General features: G+C 40.3%; 21 protein-coding genes. 4 read left to right on the forward strand and 17 right to left on the reverse strand.

All coding sequences use genetic code 11. The features are described 5' to 3' along the window. Window positions 1-31: 31 nt before the first annotated feature. The 5 genes from PHV30_05865 to flhA are packed head-to-tail and all read right to left on the reverse strand — an operon-like array spanning window position 32 to window position 5,184. Window positions 32-760 (reverse strand): FliA/WhiG family RNA polymerase sigma factor, encoded by a 729-nt coding sequence (locus PHV30_05865; GenBank protein ID MDD5456542.1) that lies wholly within the window; start codon window positions 758-760, stop codon window positions 32-34. Further along, on the reverse strand, window positions 757-999 hold the full coding sequence (locus PHV30_05870; protein ID MDD5456543.1) for a hypothetical protein: 243 nt from the start codon (window positions 997-999) through the stop codon (window positions 757-759). The genes PHV30_05865 and PHV30_05870 overlap by 4 nt, the downstream gene beginning before the upstream one ends. After that, window positions 992-1,891: a MinD/ParA family protein gene (locus PHV30_05875; protein MDD5456544.1), complete on the reverse strand. Its 900-nt coding sequence runs from the start codon at window positions 1,889-1,891 to the stop codon at window positions 992-994. The genes PHV30_05870 and PHV30_05875 overlap by 8 nt, the downstream gene beginning before the upstream one ends. Window position 1,892: 1 nt before the next feature. Continuing rightward, window positions 1,893-3,131, reverse strand: coding sequence for a flagellar biosynthesis protein FlhF (flhF, locus tag PHV30_05880; protein ID MDD5456545.1), 1,239 nt, complete (start codon window positions 3,129-3,131; stop codon window positions 1,893-1,895). Further along, a complete protein-coding gene (flhA, locus tag PHV30_05885) occupies window positions 3,121-5,184 on the reverse strand; it encodes a flagellar biosynthesis protein FlhA (GenBank protein MDD5456546.1) in 2,064 nt (687 codons plus the stop codon). The genes flhF and flhA overlap by 11 nt, the downstream gene beginning before the upstream one ends. A 440-nt stretch (window positions 5,185-5,624) precedes the next feature. On the opposite strand from flhA, the gene PHV30_05890 reads away from it, so the two are divergent. Both PHV30_05890 and yqeK read left to right on the forward strand, forming a co-directional pair. Continuing rightward, window positions 5,625-5,861: an RNA-binding protein gene (locus PHV30_05890; protein MDD5456547.1), complete on the forward strand. Its 237-nt coding sequence runs from the start codon at window positions 5,625-5,627 to the stop codon at window positions 5,859-5,861. Then, entirely contained in the window at window positions 5,851-6,414 is a 564-nt protein-coding gene (gene yqeK, locus PHV30_05895; GenBank protein MDD5456548.1) for a bis(5'-nucleosyl)-tetraphosphatase (symmetrical) YqeK, read from the forward strand. The genes PHV30_05890 and yqeK overlap by 11 nt, the downstream gene beginning before the upstream one ends. Window positions 6,415-6,504: 90 nt before the next feature. On the opposite strand, the gene PHV30_05900 is transcribed toward yqeK, so the two are convergent. Then, complete coding sequence (locus PHV30_05900) at window positions 6,505-7,206, reverse strand: hypothetical protein (GenBank protein MDD5456549.1); 702 nt, start codon at window positions 7,204-7,206, stop codon at window positions 6,505-6,507. Between the two features lie 33 nt (window positions 7,207-7,239). Further along, complete coding sequence (locus PHV30_05905) at window positions 7,240-8,019, reverse strand: hypothetical protein (protein ID MDD5456550.1); 780 nt, start codon at window positions 8,017-8,019, stop codon at window positions 7,240-7,242. 351 nt (window positions 8,020-8,370) lie between these two features. Here PHV30_05905 and PHV30_05910 point away from each other — a divergent pair, with 351 nt between their 5' ends. Together PHV30_05910 and PHV30_05915 are read left to right on the forward strand one after the other, a co-directional pair. Further along, the gene (locus PHV30_05910; protein ID MDD5456551.1) at window positions 8,371-9,405 is read left to right on the forward strand and encodes a hypothetical protein; all 1,035 of its coding nucleotides are present in this window, start codon (window positions 8,371-8,373) and stop codon (window positions 9,403-9,405) included. 2 nt (window positions 9,406-9,407) lie between these two features. Further along, window positions 9,408-10,445 carry a hypothetical protein gene (locus tag PHV30_05915; GenBank protein MDD5456552.1) on the forward strand — a complete coding sequence of 346 codons (1,038 nt, stop codon included), beginning with the start codon at window positions 9,408-9,410 and terminating at the stop codon, window positions 10,443-10,445. Here the strand turns inward: PHV30_05915 and PHV30_05920 are convergent. From PHV30_05920 to PHV30_05965, 10 genes are all read right to left on the reverse strand, one after another. Next, window positions 10,435-11,601, reverse strand: a complete 1,167-nt coding sequence (locus PHV30_05920) for a deoxyguanosinetriphosphate triphosphohydrolase (GenBank protein MDD5456553.1) — start codon at window positions 11,599-11,601, stop codon at window positions 10,435-10,437. The genes PHV30_05915 and PHV30_05920 overlap by 11 nt on opposite strands. Beyond that, window positions 11,591-12,778: a hypothetical protein gene (locus PHV30_05925; GenBank protein MDD5456554.1), complete on the reverse strand. Its 1,188-nt coding sequence runs from the start codon at window positions 12,776-12,778 to the stop codon at window positions 11,591-11,593. Before PHV30_05925 ends, PHV30_05920 begins: the two co-directional genes overlap by 11 nt. Window positions 12,779-12,801: 23 nt before the next feature. Next, window positions 12,802-13,272 carry a chemotaxis protein CheX gene (locus PHV30_05930; GenBank protein ID MDD5456555.1) on the reverse strand — a complete coding sequence of 157 codons (471 nt, stop codon included), beginning with the start codon at window positions 13,270-13,272 and terminating at the stop codon, window positions 12,802-12,804. 31 nt (window positions 13,273-13,303) lie between these two features. Next, window positions 13,304-13,732 (reverse strand): response regulator, encoded by a 429-nt coding sequence (locus tag PHV30_05935; protein MDD5456556.1) that lies wholly within the window; start codon window positions 13,730-13,732, stop codon window positions 13,304-13,306. Window positions 13,733-13,775: 43 nt separating this feature from the next. Then, complete coding sequence (gene cheB / locus PHV30_05940; GenBank protein MDD5456557.1) at window positions 13,776-14,891, reverse strand: chemotaxis-specific protein-glutamate methyltransferase CheB; 1,116 nt, start codon at window positions 14,889-14,891, stop codon at window positions 13,776-13,778. Next, window positions 14,876-17,188, reverse strand: a complete 2,313-nt coding sequence (locus PHV30_05945) for a chemotaxis protein CheA (protein MDD5456558.1) — start codon at window positions 17,186-17,188, stop codon at window positions 14,876-14,878. Before PHV30_05945 ends, cheB begins: the two co-directional genes overlap by 16 nt. A gap of 35 nt (window positions 17,189-17,223) precedes the next feature. Then, window positions 17,224-17,724, reverse strand: coding sequence for a chemotaxis protein CheW (locus PHV30_05950; GenBank protein MDD5456559.1), 501 nt, complete (start codon window positions 17,722-17,724; stop codon window positions 17,224-17,226). 139 nt (window positions 17,725-17,863) lie between these two features. Next, entirely contained in the window at window positions 17,864-19,465 is a 1,602-nt protein-coding gene (locus PHV30_05955) for a hypothetical protein (GenBank protein MDD5456560.1), read from the reverse strand. Window positions 19,466-19,473: 8 nt separating this feature from the next. Next, entirely contained in the window at window positions 19,474-20,280 is an 807-nt protein-coding gene (locus PHV30_05960) for an NAD(+)/NADH kinase (GenBank protein MDD5456561.1), read from the reverse strand. Then, on the reverse strand, window positions 20,267-20,848 hold the full coding sequence (locus PHV30_05965) for a hypothetical protein (protein ID MDD5456562.1): 582 nt from the start codon (window positions 20,846-20,848) through the stop codon (window positions 20,267-20,269). Before PHV30_05965 ends, PHV30_05960 begins: the two co-directional genes overlap by 14 nt. Window positions 20,849-20,941: the final 93 nt, after the last annotated feature.

The following is a 20,941-nucleotide window of genomic DNA, read 5'->3' on the forward strand; positions in this document are numbered from 1 at the left end:
TGGAGAGGGGTTGGGGGTGAGGCGGTTGAGGTTAGCTATTATTGATTACACTCTTTATACGAAAAATCGCTTTTTTATGAATTTGCGAAATACGCGATTCGGACAGGTCCATTATCAGGCTGATTTCTTTGAGTGACAATTCCTGCTCGTAGTACAAGCTGAGGACCAGCTTTTCATTTTTAGCCAAACCTTCTATAGTTGCCGTTAAAAGCTGCGTACGTTCACTATCGATTATCGCGTCTAAATAATCATCCTCAGTAGACAAACGATCCATGACCCGCAGATTGTCATCGTCTTCCACAAAATTATCCAGTGAAACCAGGTAAGCCCCGCTGGTTTCCTCCAGCATTTTTTCCAGTTTATCCGGACTAACATGTAGAGCTAAGGCCACTTCTTCATCGGTGGGCAGCCGGTTAAACTTCTGTTCCAACTCAGTATAAACATCCATGAGTTGTTTTTGTTTACGCACAATGGTCTGACCGCCGAAACTGCTTTTGCGGATTTCATCCAGTATGGCTCCCTTAATTTTTATATAGGCATAAGTTTGAAATTTTACGTTTTTTGAAACATCAAAATGCCGCGCAGCTTCTATGAGCCCCCAGTTGCCTATACTTACGAGGTCCTCTTTATCCATACCAGAGGGCAAATGGATTTCCATGCGGGATATGACATATTTAACCAGAGCCAGGTTTTCTTCAACCAGTTTGCTAATACTGTCTTCATCGATAACGGTATTATAATGCTGGAGGGGGGTTATCATTGAGGTTTTGTGGTTTCTTTTTTCGCGGCGGCTTTTTTTATCGCAGATTTCATTACCTGATTCTCCAGTAAAGCCTCAATGGTAATAACTCCGAGCAGATTACCTAAAATGTAAAAAACGCAGAACACAAGTATGGTTCTGATTGCCAGCGTCTGATAGGACAGGTTTACAAACAACCCTTCAGCAAAAACTATAATCGAGGCAATAATGGCAAATAATGTACTGTATTTTTTAATCATGGTTCCAGCCGAAATATCGCCCGGCTATCTCAAAGAAATTTTTAAAAGTTTTATTGGTATCAGCTGTTTTATTGGTAATGCATTTACTGAGCTTTAATATTTCCAGGCTGGCGTCAGCTCCGGGATAACTCAGCACTAACGGTTTTTGCTGTTTTACTGCTATGGGCATCATCCTGTCATATTTTATAAACCCCAGATAATTTAATTCTTTAGCTAAAAATTTTTCACTGACATTAAATAAAATCTGGAAAACTCTTTTGGCATCCTGTTCGCTTTTAGCCAGATTAATTACCACGTTAATTTTGATATTACAATTGTATTGATTTACTACCTTAACAATGGCATAAGCATCAGACATGGAGGTAGGTTCCGGTGTGGATATAACAATAATTTCATCCGCGGCCAGAAGAAAATTTATAACATTGTTGCCCAATCCCGCTCCGGTATCTATAAAAATATAATCAGGTTTATGCTTAGCCTGATAAATTTCCAGCTGCTCGAAAAAACGCAATTTCTGAATTTCTGTAAGTGTAGTAAGATTGGCCATTCCGGAAACACCCGGTATGATTTTTACCTGATAAGGGCCATCAATAATAATTTCCTCAATACTTTTATTATCCAGGATCACGTGACTGATATTAAATTTGGGGATTACACCCATCATAATATCAATATTAGCTGTACCCAGATCAGCGTCAAGCACCAGGACTTTTTTACCCTGTTCCTTGGAAAGCATCAGAGCCAGGTTTAAGGTCAAATTGGTTTTGCCAACCCCTCCTTTTCCACTTGTGAAAGCAATAATTTTAGCCAAAGGTCTGGAGCTTTGTTTTTCATATTCAGCACTCATTTTTTTCATCTTTACTAGAAGACGAAGATTATCTGCCTGATCCATGTTATTCCCCCGAATAACTAATTATATCTGAAAAGATTATATTTGCTACTTTTTCCGGATAAGCGACTTCAAAATCATCCGGCACATTCTGACCGTTGGTAAAATATGTTAATTCCTTATTATATTTGGATACCATATCCACAATAATCCCGCAGGATTCTGTCTCGTCCAGCTTGGTTATAATTATCTTGTTGCCACCCAAAACTTCGTATTTTCTGATTGTATTATAAATATCTTTTGGCTTAGCGGTAGCGCTGACCACGAGATGGGTGTCTATAAACGAATTCTTTAAAAACTTTTTAAGTTCCAGTATCTGTTCGTTATTTTTCGGAGAACGACCGGCAGTATCAATGAGGATGAGGTCTGCGGATTTAAATTTTCTCAGAACTTTGGAAAAATCCTCCAGATTAAAGACAACTTCCAGCGGTATACCGATAATGTTAGCATAGTTCCTGAGCTGCTCTATAGCTGCGATCCTGAAAGTATCGATTGTGATCAGAGCTACATTTTTTTTCTGGATCAGGCTGAAATTTGCAGCCATCTTGGCTATGGTTGTGGTTTTTCCAACTCCGGTGGGTCCAACCAGCGCCACAATTTTTTTGCTGTTTTCACTTTCCAGGTCCAGAGGATAAACCGTGCCGAGCATGGAAGTAATTTTTTGTTTGATATAGGTAAAAATTTTATTGCTGTTTTCCAGTTCCTGTCCTTTGAAATTGGTCTCCACTTCCTGCAGGATATTGATAATTGTATCTTCGGCAATACCAAGATGTTCCAAGGTTTTATAATAGAGTATAAGCTTGGGAGAAATCATGGGGTGCGGAGAATTAGCCACCTTTTTCATGATAATATTCAAGGTATCCTTGATATCTTCCATTTCCTTGGAAAGAAAACTTACCTTCTTTTCCAGACTGGAGGTAATTGGCATGGATTCTTCTGATTTTTCTACGACCTTGGGAGTAAAAATAGATTCGACGGTACGCGTGCCCGGGTCTTTTTCCTTAACCCTGGCGCTTAATGGTGTAATCTTCGGAATAAAGGGCTCGTTTTTCTGCTCCTCCTGCTCCATGATATTTATATCCACACCGGCCATTACTTCAACCATTTCTTTGCCGAAGAAACCGAATAGTCCGCCTTTATTAATTGTACGGGAATGAAGGATAATGGCATCAGCGCCGAAATCCTTCTTGATCATTTTGATAGCCTCTTTCATATCCTGGGCTTCGTACTTTTTAATTCTCATCGGGCATCCTCACTAATCCTAACGCCTGGATTTCAACATCAGACACTATTTCATTATACGCCAATACAATTAAATTAGGAAATGACCTGGTTGTCAACTTTTTAAAATGGGGCCGAACGCTTGATGAACAGACTATAATCGGCTGATACCCGAGGTTCGTAATTTTGTCGGTCTCTTCCAATAAAAGCGTGAACATTTTCTGTATAAAAACCGGATCCAAAGAAGTAAAAGCACCCTGATCTGTATATTGAATAGAGTCGGCTATTTTTTGTTCCAGCGTTGGGTCCAGCGTAATAGCGGCAATAACTCCCTTGGGTGTCTGGTACATTTTGGTAATAACCCGGGCCAATCCCTGTCGGCAATAAGAAGTTAAAGCATCAATATTTTTATTTACTTTGGCATTATCCGCCAATATTTCCAGAATGGTCACCAGATTTCTTATCGGTATCCGCTCTTTGAGCAGGTTATGCAATACCTTCTGGATATCTCCAAGCCCCATCAAAGTGGGAGTAAGCTCATCAACCACAGTCGGATATTGTTTTTTAACATTATCCAGCAACAGCTTTACCTCTTGTCTACCCAACAGGTCAGCGGCATGCGTACGGATTACCTCGGTAATATGGGTAATAATGACAGATGCGGCATCAACTACTGTGTAACCTGAAATCTGGGCTCGTTCCTTGTCAGCTTCGGTTATCCAGAGAGCGGGCAATCCGAAGGTCGGCTCCACCGTATCAAACCCGGAAATTCGTTCTGTAACATTTCCCGGGTTCATGGCCAGATACCTGTCTATCATCAGTTCACCTCTGGCAACTTCCGCTCCTTTTATTTTTATTACATAATTGTTGGGTTTTAAGGAAATATTGTCTCTTATACGTATGGGCGGGACCACTATTCCCAGCTCCGAAGCCATTTTTTTTCGCATGGAAGTAATGTTATCCAATAGCGACCCTCCCTGTTTGGGATCAACCATGGGTATCATGCCGTAACCGATTTCCATTTCCATTACGTCGGATTGCAACGCGGGAATAATTTTTTCAGGAGGAGGCGCCGCTTCCTGTTTTTTTTGCTGTTCTTCCTTGGCCAGAACTTCCATTTCTTTTTGTTTAACATTATTTATGTTGTATCCCAGATAACCGAAAAGGCCGGACAGCAATAAAAATTGAATAATGGGCATACCCGGAATAAACGCTGCGAAAAAGGATAATCCGGAAGAAACATACATTACCCGCTGGTGCGAGAAAAGTTGTTTACCCAGATCTTCAGCCAGACTCTTATCCGAGGCCGCTTTGGTAACTATAATGCCTGTCGCCGAAGAAATAAGCAGCGCCGGTATCTGCAATACGATACCTGCGCCGACTGTTAACAAAGTGTAAGTTTGCAGAGCCTGCATAATGGTCATACCCAGTTGCAGCATACCGATAATAAAACCACCCAGAATATTTACAATGATAATAATTATGGCAGCGATAGCATCGCCTCTTATAAATTTGGTTGCACCGTCCATAGCCCCGTAAAAATCGGCTTCTCTGGCAATATCGATTCGTTTCTGCTTGGCAGTAGCTTCATCGATAATTCCGGCGTTCAAATCCGCATCAATAGACATCTGTTTACCGGGCATGGCATCCAGGGTGAACCTGGCCGCTACTTCAGCGACACGCTGGGCACCACCGGTAATTACTACAAATTGAATAATTACCAGTACCGTAAAGATAACGATGCCGACAATGTAGTTGCCCCCCACTACGAACTGACCGAAAGTTTGCACTATACTTCCGGCATTGGCTGTCAGCAGCAGTGATCTGGTCACCAGAATTCCCAGCGCCAGCCGAAACAGAGTTACTATGAGCAGAAATGTTGGGAAAACACTGAACTGCAGGGCTGTTTGCACGTACATGGTCACCAGCAAAATCAATACCGATAAGGTAAAATTAAATGATACAAATAAATCCACAAGTATGGGAGGAAGCGGTACAAGCAGCATTATAAGTACTACAAGCACTCCGCCTATCAAATAAAAATCATTGGAAAAAGATGTGCGTCGTTCTGCCATTTTAGCTCCGGTTTTATTATACTAAACTTTTAGAGGTACGGCTATTTGAGAAGTGAGATGGTGAATCGTGAAGCGTGAAGCGTGAAAAGTGAAAAGTGAAGCGTGAAAAGTGAAGGGTGACTCGACTCACCTGTTAAACGATTACTCAATTCAACCTTAAACCTTAAGCCCTCAACTTACCACCTAACACTTACCACTTATCACTTATCAATACCCCTCTGGATCCCCGATCGAGTCGGGGATGACACCGGTTAATAATAAAAAACCATGGACATAATAAATTGACACAAATTGTTTACTTCAAATATTACCTTAAGTAAACATAAAAATATTGATTTTATTCACCCACTAAAATATAATGAAATAAATTTGATTCATTGACGATAATATTATACAAGTTTTATTGTTTAAAATCAGTTTAAGTCGAAAGTGGGTGGATTATGAGTACTAGCTTGTATGTAGGGAACCTTCCCTGGGATGTTTCCGAAGAAGAGTTAACCCGATTATTTAAAGATATAAGCCAGGTAGATGAAGTTCGTGCCAAAATAGAACTTGATCAACTGACCGGGAAGTCGAGGGGGTTTGGATTCATAGAAGTTCCTGATGATAAAATAGAAGATGTTATTCAAAAAATGCATGGATTTGAATTAGGTGGCAGGGAGATAATTGTCAACTAACCACTCTCTTCTGAGAAAATACCTGACTACAAAACGTTTTAAACACTCTCTGGAAGTTGCCAGAATATCTCAAAAAATTGCTGAATATTATAATTATAAAAAACCTGAAAATGCCTACATAGCCGGACTTTACCACGATATTGCCAAGGACATGAGTACAGAAGAGTTACTGGCTACTGGTAAAAAATACAAATACAGATTCACTTCCTGCGAGCTTAATTCTCCGGCCACTCTACATGCTCCTGTAAGCATGCTTATAACCAAATATGAACTGGACATAACCGACAGGGATATATTAATGGCCATCAAATATCACACTACCGGAAGAATGAAAATGTCCCTACTGGAAAAAATTGTTTACCTGGCTGATATTGTGGAAATCGGGAAAAAAATAGATCACGCCCTGATAGTAAAAAAACTGGTTTATTCGAATATTAACGAAGCTGTAAAGATAACTGCCAGAGAAACGCTGAAGCACCTGCTGGAAAAAGAAAAAGTAATCTGCACCAAATCCTTACAATGCTACAACTATTATTCGATGCTTGCCGACTGACCGCTTACTTGTTTCCTTAAATAAAGTAAGGTTGCGTTCGGAGGATAATCAAGCCGGAGTACGATATTATACGTCCGGCTTATTCTTTAGTTACTGTTTAACCGCTGACGCAAAATTCTGCAGAGAAGTTTCCAGAGTTTTGCTTACACTGCCTGTACCTATTGCGGTTAAGGAAGCGATAGTTTCTTTCATCATAGATAAATATGTCTGCATCATGAACAGTTGTCCAGGGTCTTCAAAGGCTTCGCTGTTCGATGATAAATAATTGGCCAGGTCCAGCATGGAATTATATAAACCGTCGATTGTTCGCCCCAGATTGGAAATAGTACCATGCACAGTTCCGGACTTATCCATATCTTTGGGCCGATTAAGCTCAACAGCCATCTTGAATGCCCCTTCAATACCACTGGCATCGAAAGCTGCATCAATCAATGGTATATGATCTTTAGAGCCTACAACTTTTAATATAGCTAAATACTCAGTATCGCTTGTACCGTCAGCACCGTCATTAAAATGCACCATCTTATTATTCAGATGGTCCACAGCCTCCGACGAACTGCAATTGGAAATAGTAAATTCGACTGCGTCACAAGTTCCGGAATAATTTGTATAGGAATTAGTTATAGTAATTGTGGCGCTGCTGTCTGCTGAAATACCCAGGTAAGCTTTTAAAGCCTCGGCCTGCTGGTCTTTGCTGAGCTGGCACCAATCCCTGCCCTCAAACTCTGTCCCTGCCAGTATTTGCGAATAATCTAAATTACTTACGATCCCTTCTTTAGAAACTGTTGTCATTTTATTCCTCCCTTTTTTATTTAATCAACTATACTAGTCGGTCGAATAACCCATTTTTTCCATTTCTTCTTTATTGGTAGTCTTGGCAGCCTTTGCCATTTCCGCTTTTATCGGAGCCAGAAAGAATCCTTGCATAAAGTTCTCAAATGTCGCTCTGGCGCTAAGATCTGACAGGTTCTTATTAGCTATGGAATCCAGACTGCTTATTGTAGCGGAACAGCCTGAGTAAGAACCATAATTGGACTTAAAAGTACTTATCAAACTGTTCAATTCCGCATATTGAGTCGAAACAGTTGTGTCATTTTTATTTTTACTGTCTGTTTTTTTCATTGTTTCCACGAGGGCTTTTATCTTTTCTTTAATAACCTCCAGGTCTTTTCCAGCGTTGCCATATGCGTCTATTTGCGCGGAAGTCATGTTTTTTTTCTCCGCATCCGTTAAAGCACCCACAGATAAACCATCTACACTGCTGTCGATATCTTTCACTTGTTCGCTTACATGGTCCAAACTTTTAGAATACTGGTACCATGATGATCCATCATAATTCTCTTTATAAAAAGGATTGGTTGTAGATTTTATAGTGGCACTGGTAAATGTTCCACCGATACCCACTGCCATTTCTAAATCTGTAACCGAGATACTACTTGTATCCCCGTCGTAACCAGCTATGGACGATGCATATTTTGAGCTCATATTTGTAATCTCCGAGGTCAGCTCTGATAACTGTTCACTGCTCATGGATTCCAGATCCCCGGAAATAGTTCTCATCTGACCGGTGTTGCTATCCATATATTTAAAGTTTACGCTTGTCATTTTTCCCCCTTATAAATAACTCACTATTAATATCGCCGTTTTTACTTCCGATTATGTATTCTATTTTTCTGTTTTATTCCAACACAAAAAAAGAATGAATAAAATTCCATTTTTTTGGCGATACTATAGATACAGAAGGGCAAGGATAAAATATGGGCTGTCATGCTGAGCCTGCTTGCCGCGCTGAAGCTTTAGCGTAGGTGGGACGAAGCATGACTCACAGTGCGATAGTCAACCTTCCCTTCGACTATGCTCAGGGCAGGCCAGGCTCAGGATGACACTATCATTCATTTTCGGACTGGCGCGAAGAAAACCCTTCGCTCGAAATAACGTTGGACTATGGAGAATTAATTGGAAATAAGCAGTAATATTAACGCTTCAATTATCAATCCGAATATCAGCCAGGATCCGATATTCCCTGAAAAATCTGCTACATCTACCGGTAACGCGCAGATCAAACAGCATCCGGGAACGCAAAAAACATTCAGCCAACAATTCAAGGAAGTAGCGCAGAATTCCGAAGAAAATAACCAGCAACAAACCGTTGAAACGGAAATAAGCGTCCAACAACACGATAGCAAAAACCTAACCGCTCAATCTTTTAATCAACTTCAAAAAATAAAAGACATTAATATCTTGAAAGACTCGCCTTTGCCGGAACTGCCTGAAAGTTTCGCTGAATATCTAACACCTAATAACAATCTGAAAAAACTGCAAAGACAAAGCGACGACATGAAAAAAGAACTGGAACAAAAGTTGCTGGGAGAAAAAGGCGATCCTGTTCTGAAAAGCATGATTACCGGGGCTAACACCCAGTTATTTGCGCGCTGGTTGAAAAAGGTAATCCTGCAACAAAAAGACGCCGAGGAACTGGAGACCGAAGAAACAGAAAAAAGAGAAGAAACCCAAGCGGCTTCAAAAACAAAAGCTGGCGATACCAAGCCACAGGGCAATATTTCCAAACAGCAATTCTTGTTTTCCTTAAATCTGCGTTCATCAATTAAATTTTTGAAAAACCTTAAATCCTTTAATAAAAGATTCCTGCCGGAAATGGTCATTTACGACGAAGAATCCGGTTTTGTAAACAGCACCAAAACACTGGAATGTTTGGGTTGGCAGGATATCGCCACTATGACCAATACGTTTTATAACCAATTGTCTCTGGAAAATATAAAAAAAATCATGCAGGTACAGCAAATTATTGAAGAAGCCTCTAGTGAGGGTCTGGACCTGTTTAAGGCCAAACATCCTGTCCTTAATGATATGCTAAATTATATCGCTGTTGAAAAGTTAACCGGCGAACTTACCGTACTTAATACTCTGGAAGAACTTGCCAAACTGAAACTGGATGATAATGTTTTGTCTGTAAAGCAGGTGGCTGAATAGTTATGAGCGGAGCAATTAATCAGGTAACCAATCAGATTAACGTAACACTCGGTCAGCAGGCTGTTGAAAAAAAGGAAGAAGCAAAACAGGATAAAGCTCAGGTCAAGATGCAGACCGATTATGATAATTTGCAAATCGATCGTGAAACAGTGGAAATAAGCAAGGAAAACCCTCTGAAAACCGATAAAGACGGTGGCCGGGACCTGAAAAACATGAGGTCTGAAGAAACTGAGGAAAACAAGCTCAAAGATCTGATAAAAGACTCTATCGAGCATGATCAGTTTATGGACAACAACGAGTATGTTTTACTCTGTAACAACATAATGCAGGGGAACCTGGCAGATTTTAATAAACTGGAAAAAAATAAAAAAATAGAGTTTCTGATAAAACTTTATAAAGACCCTGACCCGCAATCGGAAAGAGTTCTGGATACCATTCTGCCCTTTGTGGGAGTAGCCCTGATCAGCATTTCCTTTAATTTCTGCGCTACAAACTTTATTAATACTAATAAAAAAATCGCTTTATTAAAAAGACTTGCCCCGGAACAAAACTTAAAAGCCGATGAGTCTATTATCAGGTTACTGTTGAATTCAGATGAAAATGTGATCAGCGGTTGCCCTCTGGACACCCTTTTGTCCCTAAGGCAAAAAGAACATCTAGGGAATAGCTATTACAACCAGTTGCTAAAAAATAACAATGGCAAACTAAGCAAGGCGGATTTTAAAAAACTTTCCTTTCTTTCGGTCAAAATCACCACAATATGTTATGCCTATTACGCGGACGCGACAAATAATTTGATAAACAAGGTCCTTTCCAAAAACATAATGCTCAGCAAGGAAGCCCTTTCTCAACTTAAAGGTTTATCCAGAGACCAAATCAATGATATTTTGAATAAACTCAGAGATTCGGGACTCGTGCTGCCTAATTACAAAATTACACAAGGACTGTCTTATGATGAAATGAAGAAAAACATCAAAGATATAATAATGGAAACAACCGGGCTGAAAAATGCTGTTAAAGCTGAATTGGCTAATTCATAGCTTCTTTTTCGATTTCAAAAATTCTTTTATGTTCTTCAACCACAAAATTGTCCGTCATTTGTGAAATATAATCCGCTATGACCCTTTTCTGGTTTTCACCATTTTCGATTTTTTGGAAATCTGTTTTGGGCATAAGTTCGGGATTGGTATTAAATTGATCAAAAAGGTCCTTAATAAATCTTTTGCCTTTGATAGACATCCGTAGAACCCGGTAATCATTATAAAATCTGCTATATAAAAATGTTTGCAGATCTATTACTCTTTTTTTGAATCCGGCTGAATAATCCACAATCCTTTCATCACTGGAATATACATCCTGCAAAGTTTTAATATTCAGGTCTTTTATGCGTTTGGTGGAATAATGGACAGCCTCCAGTACCATAAGATTTATCAGGTATCTGACATTAAGGAACCTTATCTGTTCCGCATTAAAATTCTTGTACTGATGCTCGTTACTTATTTGCGCCTCGCGCCATAAGTCCACCTCTGTTACCAATTCGTCCATATTTAATATGCCGGAGGCAATACCATCATCCAGATCGTGGTTCACATAGGCCAGCTGATCTGCCAGGTTCACAACCTGTGCTTCCAGGGAGGGATGCACAATATCTTTTTCCAGCGTATTGGCCGGATGATCAAAAGGCGTAAAGTGTTTCATCAGGCCGTCCAGTACTTCCTGGCTCAGATTCAAACCCGGGAAATCGGGATATTTATTTTCCAGCAGTTCTACAATCCGTTTACTTTGTAAATTGTGTTCAAACCCGCCTGCGTCCTGTAAAAGATCATCCAATTGTTCTTCGCCGGCATGCCCGAATGGTGTGTGCCCCAGATCGTGGGCCAGAGAAATGGATTCAACCAGGTCTTCATTTATACCCAGCATTCTGGCAATATGCCTGGCTATCTGTGCTACTTCCAGAGTATGCGATAATCTGGTCCGATAATGGTCACCTTCAAAAATCACAAATACCTGCGTTTTATATTTCAATCTGCGAAAAGCTTTGGAGTGCACTATCCGATCGCGGTCGCGTTGGAACACAGTCCTGTATTGATCTGCTTCCTCAGCAAATTTTCGCCCTTTGGAAAACTTGGAAATCACCGCATAGGGTTTAAAATTTTTCTGCTCAAGGTTCTCGTAGTATTTACGATCATTTATCATGGGGTTTTCGTTCCAGCGCACCGATGGAAGTCTTTAAAAGATCGATAGAAGACTTCTTTAGTAAACCCGGGTTGATCTCCACCATATTAAAGTATATTTTTTTCAGATATTCCAAGGTTTCATCATTACCGAAAACAGTGCACAAATATAAAGCAGGGCCTATATACTCCAGCTTTTCTCTGGTGTCGGTTTCTGCCAAAATGTCATTTAATAAATTTTGCAAATCCGGATATTTATTTATATACAGATAGTATAAAATCGAAACCTTTTCCAGATAACGCCCGTTATCAGCAATATAACGTTCCAGTCCTGATCCCAGTTGTTTATCATAAGGACTTAGCATACTTGTTTTGATCAGCTCCTCGTAGCGGCCGTTTTGCAAAAGTTCCTTCTGTATTTCCGCCGGTCTGGTCAGGGTTAAAAGTTTCAACGCGAAGATATCGTCAGGGTTCTGGTTCCATTTGATTTTTAAAAAGTGAGACAAATCACTTTTACCATCAAGATATTTCAGAATTGTTCCTATATCTTCCCAGGCATAAATCTTCTGCAGCTTATCCTTCAATAAACTAAGGAGTTTCTGACACTGCATTGTTTTATTAGTGAAACTCTCTTTGATAAAAAAATTACCCACGGGATCCCGGCCGAAAACCTCGGGTAAATAAATTCGATAGCTCAAATTCAAGTCCAGGATTGCTGTACTTACCTGACTGCCCATATATTCTATCGCAGTTGAAACGACCTCACAATCAAGCACAACAATAATATCCCCGTCCGTCAGATTTATAACAGGACCGGTGCCGTTTTTATAGGTAATCGCGGTTTTGGCGGTTGTTACTTTTTGTGAAAAAATTTGTTTCAGCTCGTCGGTAATCTCACATGCTCTGAGCTTATACCAGAGTTTATCATTCGCACCCTGATCTTTATTCTGAACATAAAAAACCATCTTTTTATTCGGTTTATTGTAAAATTCTTTCAGAGATTCAGGTCGCAGTTTGTAAAAACTGTCCAGTTCCGAAAAAAATTCAGCGGGCCTGGCATTCTTTTTGATCTGTTTATCAGTATATTGATATATATAAGATGTTTTAAAAAGAGGCTGGATAAATGAATGTGAATCGTCTGAAGTTTCGCTATAAAGTGACCAACTGGCAAATAGTAATAAAAAAAATATCCATCTCATGAAATAATCAAGCACGAAAGAAACTAGTTCTCACGTATGGCTACATTTACAAAAATTTCGCCCAGGTCAGTATTAATAGGAACTATAATGGCTTCACTGAGCATGCTGGAATCATAAAGCTCCAGATCCTGCCCGGTAAATATTGTCGGCGCGGATATATCCAGGTTCTTGCCGTTATTATTCAGGATAGTAATCGCTCCGCCGCAAATCATATTAGCCATTTCATTAATTGTGGAACTTACCATATAATCGAAAGTTTCAAATTTTTCGCCGTTCATGGAACTGGCGATATTAACCGCAGTCTGTTTTAACATATCAAACACTACCCGGCCTTCTACATCTCCGGTTATACCGATTAATGAAGCGCAGCCTTTGGTGATCATAGGAGTATTTCTTTTGATCAGCTGCCCTCTTGTAACCTTGATATCCGGGATAACTTCCTTTAATACGTTGCTGATGGCAACCAGAAACGGGTTTATATATTCAACATTCATTATTAAATGTCCTCCTTAAGAGTATACCTTGTTAATCTTTTTCCACAACCCAACGAATAATATCAAATACTTTTTCCTGTTTAAACGGTTTCACTACAAAGTGTTTAGCTCCAAGCATTATAGCTTGTTTTACTTTATCTTTATCACCTAACGCGCTGACCATAATCACTTTCATCCGCGGGTTTATTTTCAGTAATTCAGGTAATGCGGACAACCCGTCTTTCTTCGGCATGGAAATATCCAGGGTCAAAACATCTATCTGCGCACCGATTCCGGCGACTTTAGTAATGGCGTCTTCACCGTCGGTGGCAGAACCTATAACCGCACAGCCGAAACTCTCCAGCATGCGCTGAATAGTCTTAATCATAAAGGCAGAATCATCAACAATAAAAGCATTGATGGGGTTACCATTATCTTTTGTGCCGATATACATTTTTTCTGCGTTACCGTTAATTATCATTTGGACCCCCTATTCATGCACATAATGATTACATACTCCTTTACTATTTTATTACTAATTCCTTAATTTTATCAACAATCTTATTTAAAGGCAAAACAAAATTAATATTACCTTTATTAATTGCAGCTTTCGGCATGCCGAATATAACACAACTTTCTTCATCCTGGGCAATAGTTTTACCGGAATATTGCTTGATAAGACCGATATTTTCCGAACCGTCGTTGCCCATACCGGTCATAATTATACCGATAGAGTTGCTTTTTGCCGCTTCTGCCACAAAATAAAACAAGGTTTCAGCGCTGGGTCTGAAACCGCCTACTTTGGCATAGGAATCCAGTTTGATTTTCATAGTATTCCGACCCTCTTCTTTTATCCTGAAATGTTTGTCGCCGGGAATGATATAAACATAACCGCGCTCAATTACATCTTCATCCTCAGCTTCTTTAATATTCATTTTGGAAATATCATTCAATCTTTCGGCCAAAACTTTGGTAAAAGTACTGGGCATGTGCTGCACAATGATCACCGCAGCGTTCAGATCATCAGGCAGAACAGGTATGATCTGGTTCAAAGCACTAGGCCCTCCTGTAGAGATTCCAATGGCGACCAGGCTGAAATCCAGTTGAACATTGCCCTTTGGCTCCCAGTTGGATTCCTTCACGTGCTGCCGGAATTGTTCTTTGGTAATATTATCTCGGTCGACTACCGCATATGTGGTGGTTGCCAGTTTTTCAGCCTGAGGAGATGTCGCTTCTTTTTTAACAGCCAGCTGAATTTTTTGCAGAAGCTCCAGTTTCAGACGATCATGGCTGGTCAAATCAAAAGCGTCATCCGGTTTTTGTATCCAGTCAATGGCTCCCAGTTCCAGCGATTTGATAGTAATATCAGCCCCTTTTCGGGTTAAAGCGCTGACCATTATAACCGGGATATTGTAACGTTTTTTTATTATGCTCAGTGTTTCCAGGCCGTTCATCCTGGGCATTTCCACATCCAGAGTAATAACATCAGGTTTATAGGTTGTTAATATTGACAATGCCGCAGCGCCGTCATTGGCCATTTTTACTGTTCCTATATTTTCATCCGCAGATAAAACGCGATTCAAATATGTTCTGATAAATAAAGAATCATCTACAATTAAAACATTTATTTTGGAAGACATTTATATATCCCCTGTACGACTTTTTCAATCAGCGTAGACACGTCAATAATCAGGGCTACTGTTCCGTCCCCCAGGATAGAAGCCCCGGCAATACCCGGTGAATCCACCAGGCTGTTATCCAGTGATTTTATTACCACTTCCTGTTCTCCGATCAGATCATCAACTACAAAGCCGATACGGTTATTGTTAATTCCAACTATAACCACCTGCACCTTGTCTTTTTTGCGATTATCATTGCCCAGCGCGAAAACTTCATCCATACGCAGGATATTAATAACATCATTCCTGAGACGGATGGCTTCCATTTTGGCAATCTTGGAAATATCTTTTTTGGTTACCTCCACTATTTCTATAACATTGACCAAAGGTATAGCGTATACACATTTGGTCACTCTGGTTAATAATGTGGAAATTATGGCCAGAGTTAAGGGCAGTTTAATAATAAAAGTACTGCCTTTACCTTTTTCCGTGATTATTTCTATAATACCGTTCAGCCTGTCTACATTTTTCTTGACCACATCCATGCCCACACCGCGGCCCGATACTTCGGTAACAACCTCCGCGGTGGAAAATCCGGGGGCGAAAATCAGGTTAAGGATATCCTTTTCCTGCATATTCTTGGCATCATCTTCTGTAATCAGACCTTTGGAAAGCGCTTTTTCCCTGATTACAGCAACATCAATACCTTTACCGTCATCCTGAATTTCTATGATAATTGAACTCCCCTGGTGATAAGCACGCAGAGTAATCTTGCCTTCTTCTTTTTTGCCGTTCTTCCTGCGTTCAGTCGTGGTTTCGATGCCATGATCTACCGCGTTCCTTACCAGATGCATCAAGGGATCGTTGATTTCTTCAACAACCGACTTGTCCAGTTCCGTATCTTTACCTTCTATAACCAGATTAATTTTTTTATCCAGTTTTCTGGCCAGGTCCCGCACAACCCGTGAGAACTTGGTGAAGACCAGATCTATAGGTACCATCCTGAGCTGCATTATGCCTTCCTGCAATTCATTGGTAATACGCATCAGCTGGACTACAGTATCTTTTAATTCGCTAATTTTATTGTTGCGACCGAAAATTTTTACCATATCGGATTCTATCTGCACAAAACGGGCCTTATTAATAACCAGCTCACCGGCCAGATTTAAAAGTCCGTCTATTTTCTGACTATCAACCCGTAACGTGGTTGAAGAACTCTTGCGCATATGATCGTTATCTTTAACAACCATCTGACCTTTAGAAGCATCTTCAACTTTTTCGTTGTCTTCCTCTTCAGGCTCTTCTTCTATTACTTCATCCTCTCCCAAAGCTTCTTCTACAACAGGTTCAACAATTTTCTCGATAACCGGCGCAGCTACAGGTTTTGCTTCCTGCTTTACCGGGGCCGGAGCGACTTTTTCAGGTTGTTTTACAGTAGCGGCGGCAGGTGCATCGTCAACAAACATCAACGGAGTGATTTCTATTTTCTCAACCTCGGGCATGTTCATTTCTTTTTTTATTTCATCAAGGGGAACTATGGAAGAAAATATAACATTAACCTCTTTCAATTCGTCATCTTCCAAGTCATCTTCCAGAGGATTGGAAACAATTATTTCTCCCAATTCCTTAATCTTGTTAAAGAGCATAAACATAAACAGGGAAACCACATCACAGGAATCGCCGATTTTTATAAAGGCTCCATAAATAGGGTTACCCTCTTTTTTAACAATTTCGAAAAGTTTTATTTCATCTTCGTCCATCGTTCTGCCCAGGAACGCTTCCAGAGAATCCAGAGAATCCAAAGAATTGGCGGGTTGTGCCTCGACAACCGGTTCCGGCGTTGCTACAGGTTCTGTTTTCACAGGTGCGGGCGTTTCTTCTTTAACACTTTCAGCTTTTTTCTTTTTATCTTTTTTGTCGGGTTTATTTTTGGCTTTACCTTCATTCTCCAGAATTGTTTTTAACTTTTTGGAAACAGCCTCAATATCGGTATTAAATACTCCGCTGTCCACTTCGCCCATCAGCTCCATCAATACGTCCAGGGCTTCAAACATAACATCAAGGTGGGCGGAGGTTAAAGCCAGTTTTTTGTCGCGGATCAAATCAAAAATATTTTCCAGGCCGTGAGTAAGCTCCATCATTTTGGCGAAACCCACCAAGCCCGAACCGCCTTTGAGAGTATGCGCGGCCCTAAAAACCTCGTTGATTATTTCTTCGTTATTTTTATCTTTTTCCAGAGCCAGAAGACCGTCATTTAATATTCTGATCTGATCTTCGGCTTCATCAATAAAATCCTGGATGTTTATATCAAAATTCATTTATCCCCTCATGATTTTTTTATAAATGAATTGTCTTACGAACCGACTAAACTTACATTTGTATCATTAATTTTCGTAAGGTCCAGAAGGATGACCAGCATTTCCTGTACCTTGCCCACGCCCTTTATATAATTGGAATCGATTCCCCCTACAATTGGCGATGGCGGTTCGACCAAACTTGCCGGTAAACGTAAAACTTTCGAGACACCGTCCACAATCATGCCCATGATCTTGCTTTCTATTTCCACAACAATAATCCTGGTATCTTTTGTTTCTTCCTGAACAGGCAAATTAAAGCGTTTACGCAAGTCGATAACCGGGATCACTTTACCGCGCAAATTGATTACACCTTCCACATAGTCCGCTGTACGGGGAATTTCAGTGATAACCTGCATTCTGATAATTTCCTGAACTGCCAGGATGTCTATGCCGTAAACTTCCTCACCCAGAAAAAAAGTAACCAGTTGAAAAATATCTTCTTCAGACGCTAACAAATCGGTTTCATTAACGGCTTTTTCAATCATATCTTTTTTCATTTCGCACCCCTTTTGAAACTATACTTTTTGATTTCAGAAAATTATATGATAACCCCTCTTTTGGCAGCTATGATTGCCACTTACTAAGAATTGTATGCGGACAAAACTATTAAGTCAATAATTTCGGGAATAGATATACCTATTTTTTTTGTTTTAATAAAGATTGAATAAAAGCCTTGGAATGTTCGGTCGGATTCTCAGTCAGGAGTAAGGATAAACTCTGCAACAGACGTTCGGGTGTATCGATATTGTCAACCTGAATAATTGTCTTTTTTGAGGTATATGTTTTGTTTATTTTAAAAATCCTGTCACCCTTCACCGCGATCATGGGTAAATGCGTAATAACGATTAATTGTCGCTGAGCACTCATGTTTTTTAATACCTCTCCCATTTTGAAAGCTATATCCCCGCTGACACCGGAATCTATTTCATCAAAAATATAGGTAGATATGGGCGAAGCTTTGAGCAAGGCGGCTTTCAGGGCCAGCATAACTCTGGAAGTTTCGCCGCCGGATAATTTGTTTAAAGCGTAAAAATGGCTGCCTACATTCACCCTGATCAGAAATTCAAAAACATCGGCACCATGTTCATCGAACCCTTCTTTGGCAATAAAAGACGCTGAAAGCTCGGTCTTGTCCAGTTTCAACTGTTGAAGATGAGTTTTGATCAGGGCCATCACTCTTTCAGCTACAGCCTTACGCTTTTCTGTCAGAGCCCCGGCCTTGCTTTTCAAATTCTTTTCCAATTCATCTGTTTGCTTTTGGGCTTTCAGGAACAGGGCTTTATATTCATCCTGATTAACTAATTTCTCTTCCAGTTCTTTGTAATACCCGATAATTCCGGACAGGTCCCGGCTGTATTTTCTTTTGATATTTTCCAGTTCTTCCAGACGGGTTTCTATCTGCAGAATGCTTTGTTCGTCTATATCCTGGAATTTTTTTTCGATTTTGGCCAGTTGCCAGGAAAAATCCTCGGCTTGCTGCAAATGCTCATTCAGTTTTTGCGAGAAAGCCTGCATTTCAGGCGCGGCAGCCTGAACAGTTCCCACTTCATGTAACGCCTTCTTCAGCAGAGAATAGGAATCTTCCAGGTTTTCTTTTATTTTATTAAATCTTTCACTCAATTCCAGCGCATTCTTATGGAATTTTAATTGTTCGAACAATTCGTTGTCTTCGTTAACTCGCGGATTGATCTTTTTTATTTCCTCAATTTTAAATTTATAAAAATCCAGGTCTGAGTCGGAAATAATAGATCCCCTGTACTTCTTCAGCTGCTCATTCTGCTGTTGATAATCAGCGTATAAAAGCCTGTATTCCTTAAGTGCGGCGAGCTCCTTTTCATCCATGAATTTTTCCAGAATAGTCAGCTGATTGCCGCGCAGCAAATCGAAGTTGTTTTGCGAATGCACGTCCAGAAGTTCAGGAAACATAGCCTTAACTTTTTTCTGGCTCATGATCTCGTTATTAACTTTAAAAGTAATCTTGTCGGCTATATCTATAAAAAGTTTAATATCAGCCCTGGGATGTTTCGGATCGGAAAGGTACAGTTCTATCTGCGCTTTATCGGCAGCTTTGCCGATCACATCCGGCCCAGGCTGAAAACCCAGGGGAATGGATAGAATATTCACAAGCAGGCTTTTGCCAACGCCCGATTCACCGATAATAATATTTAATCCCGGTCCGAATTCCAGCACGGCGTTTTCAATAAACAAATAATTCCTGATGATTAATTTTTTAAGCATGCGAAAAATTAAATCTTGCCGCTCCAGTTCAGTTTGTTCCTAAGACCGTCTATAAAACTCTGACGGCTGAAACGCACAAACCTTACTTCTCTTTTGGAAAAACTTACCTGGATTTTTTCCTCTTTCACATTGCAGGTTTCCCGACCGTCAATCATGGCGTAAATGTCCGGGCCTTTGGGCCTGATGGTGATCACGTCCCCGGCAGATACTACCAGCGACCTGACTGTGAGCGCGTGCGAACATATAGGAGTAATGGTAATCACTTCCGTGTCCGGAAAAATTATCGGCCCGCCCGCGGACAGATTATAGGCCGTGGAACCCGTGGGTGTAGAAACAATCAACCCGTCGGCTTTATAATTGGTCAGGTACATATCATTCAAATATACTTCCAGTTCCATCATCTTGATATGGCTGCTTTTCAGGGCCAGTTCATTTAAAGCGTAAGAGGTTTGTTTTTCCATTTTTATTTTTAAAAAGTTGCGTTTATCAGTGGAAAATTCTCCGCTAAAAAATTTCTTCAGCGCCTCGCCCAGCTGCTCCAGAGCTATTTCCGAGAGAAATCCCAGATAGCCTTTGCTGATGCCCAGAACAAACAAATTATTTCTGGCCGCGACCAGCGATCCTCGCAAAATTGTGCCGACGCCTCCCAGGGTCAGCAATACCTTGCAACCTTTCAGAACTTTTTCCTCGTCTTCTTTATAAAAAACCATATCCAGACCGGCTTTACCCAGAATGCCGCTAATTTTCCTGATTTCAGGCGCGAATTTTTTCTGATTTTCAGGAGAAACAAATAAGGCTACTTTATTGCGTTTCATGGTAAAAAACCTCCGCTCTGCCCCAGGAAAACAAAAATTTTTCAGACCCCAGAAGCCGGAAATGTTTGTCGTCTACAGGCTGCGACAAAGTGAGTACGATACTGCCCTTTTTTAATTCGCTTATCATTTTCGCAGTGATCTCATTTCTCATTTTCTTGTTAAATGTTGTCCAGGCTAGAAAAATTATACCATAAGCAGCCAGCGAATAATCAAAAAAATTACCGGACTCGATAACTGTTTTTTCGGACTTCAAGGCTTTATTGATAAACATGGCTTTGCGCACAAATTTTTCATTCATTTCTATACCGGCAGCCGGAAGCTTGAAATATAATGACATCAAAAAAACTGTTCGGAAGTCGCCGCTGCCCAGATCGCAAAACGACTGCGTATAAGAGTTTGAAGAATTAAATTTGCGCAGACTGTTATAAATATGGAACATGGTAAACAAAGGTGTGAAGCCGAAAATTTTATTGGTTTTGGCTTTTTTGTCCGCGAAATAGTAAGGCGAAAAAAAGAAATATTCGCACTGAAAGTATAAATAAAACCTCCAGAGACGAGGACGCTGCAAAACGAATAACGCTTCTCGGAGCAAAATATAGATTTGCAGGAAAACGTGGTAGATGAGCATATGGGTATATCTTATAACGGAGAGAGTGGCGGA

The sequence above is a fragment of the Candidatus Margulisiibacteriota bacterium genome, assembly GCA_028715625.1.
In the GTDB taxonomy this organism is placed as follows: domain Bacteria; phylum Margulisbacteria; class Riflemargulisbacteria; order GWF2-35-9; family GWF2-35-9; genus JAQURL01.

Coding starts and splice junctions, on each gene's coding strand:
- PHV30_05865 (MDD5456542.1), bottom strand. CDS start 760: ATGATAACCCCCCTCCAGCATTATAATACCGTTATCGATGAAGACAGT.
- PHV30_05870 (MDD5456543.1), bottom strand. CDS start 999: ATGATTAAAAAATACAGTACATTATTTGCCATTATTGCCTCGATTATA.
- PHV30_05875 (MDD5456544.1), bottom strand. CDS start 1,891: ATGGATCAGGCAGATAATCTTCGTCTTCTAGTAAAGATGAAAAAAATG.
- flhF (MDD5456545.1), bottom strand. CDS start 3,131: ATGAGAATTAAAAAGTACGAAGCCCAGGATATGAAAGAGGCTATCAAA.
- flhA (MDD5456546.1), bottom strand. CDS start 5,184: ATGGCAGAACGACGCACATCTTTTTCCAATGATTTTTATTTGATAGGC.
- PHV30_05890 (MDD5456547.1), top strand. CDS start 5,625: ATGAGTACTAGCTTGTATGTAGGGAACCTTCCCTGGGATGTTTCCGAA.
- PHV30_05900 (MDD5456549.1), bottom strand. CDS start 7,206: ATGACAACAGTTTCTAAAGAAGGGATCGTAAGTAATTTAGATTATTCG.
- PHV30_05905 (MDD5456550.1), bottom strand. CDS start 8,019: ATGACAAGCGTAAACTTTAAATATATGGATAGCAACACCGGTCAGATG.
- PHV30_05915 (MDD5456552.1), top strand. CDS start 9,408: ATGAGCGGAGCAATTAATCAGGTAACCAATCAGATTAACGTAACACTC.
- PHV30_05920 (MDD5456553.1), bottom strand. CDS start 11,601: ATGATAAATGATCGTAAATACTACGAGAACCTTGAGCAGAAAAATTTT.
- PHV30_05925 (MDD5456554.1), bottom strand. CDS start 12,778: ATGAGATGGATATTTTTTTTATTACTATTTGCCAGTTGGTCACTTTAT.
- PHV30_05930 (MDD5456555.1), bottom strand. CDS start 13,272: ATGAATGTTGAATATATAAACCCGTTTCTGGTTGCCATCAGCAACGTA.
- PHV30_05935 (MDD5456556.1), bottom strand. CDS start 13,732: ATGATAATTAACGGTAACGCAGAAAAAATGTATATCGGCACAAAAGAT.
- cheB (MDD5456557.1), bottom strand. CDS start 14,891: ATGTCTTCCAAAATAAATGTTTTAATTGTAGATGATTCTTTATTTATC.
- PHV30_05945 (MDD5456558.1), bottom strand. CDS start 17,188: ATGAATTTTGATATAAACATCCAGGATTTTATTGATGAAGCCGAAGAT.
- PHV30_05950 (MDD5456559.1), bottom strand. CDS start 17,724: ATGAAAAAAGATATGATTGAAAAAGCCGTTAATGAAACCGATTTGTTA.
- PHV30_05955 (MDD5456560.1), bottom strand. CDS start 19,465: ATGCTTAAAAAATTAATCATCAGGAATTATTTGTTTATTGAAAACGCC.
- PHV30_05960 (MDD5456561.1), bottom strand. CDS start 20,280: ATGAAACGCAATAAAGTAGCCTTATTTGTTTCTCCTGAAAATCAGAAA.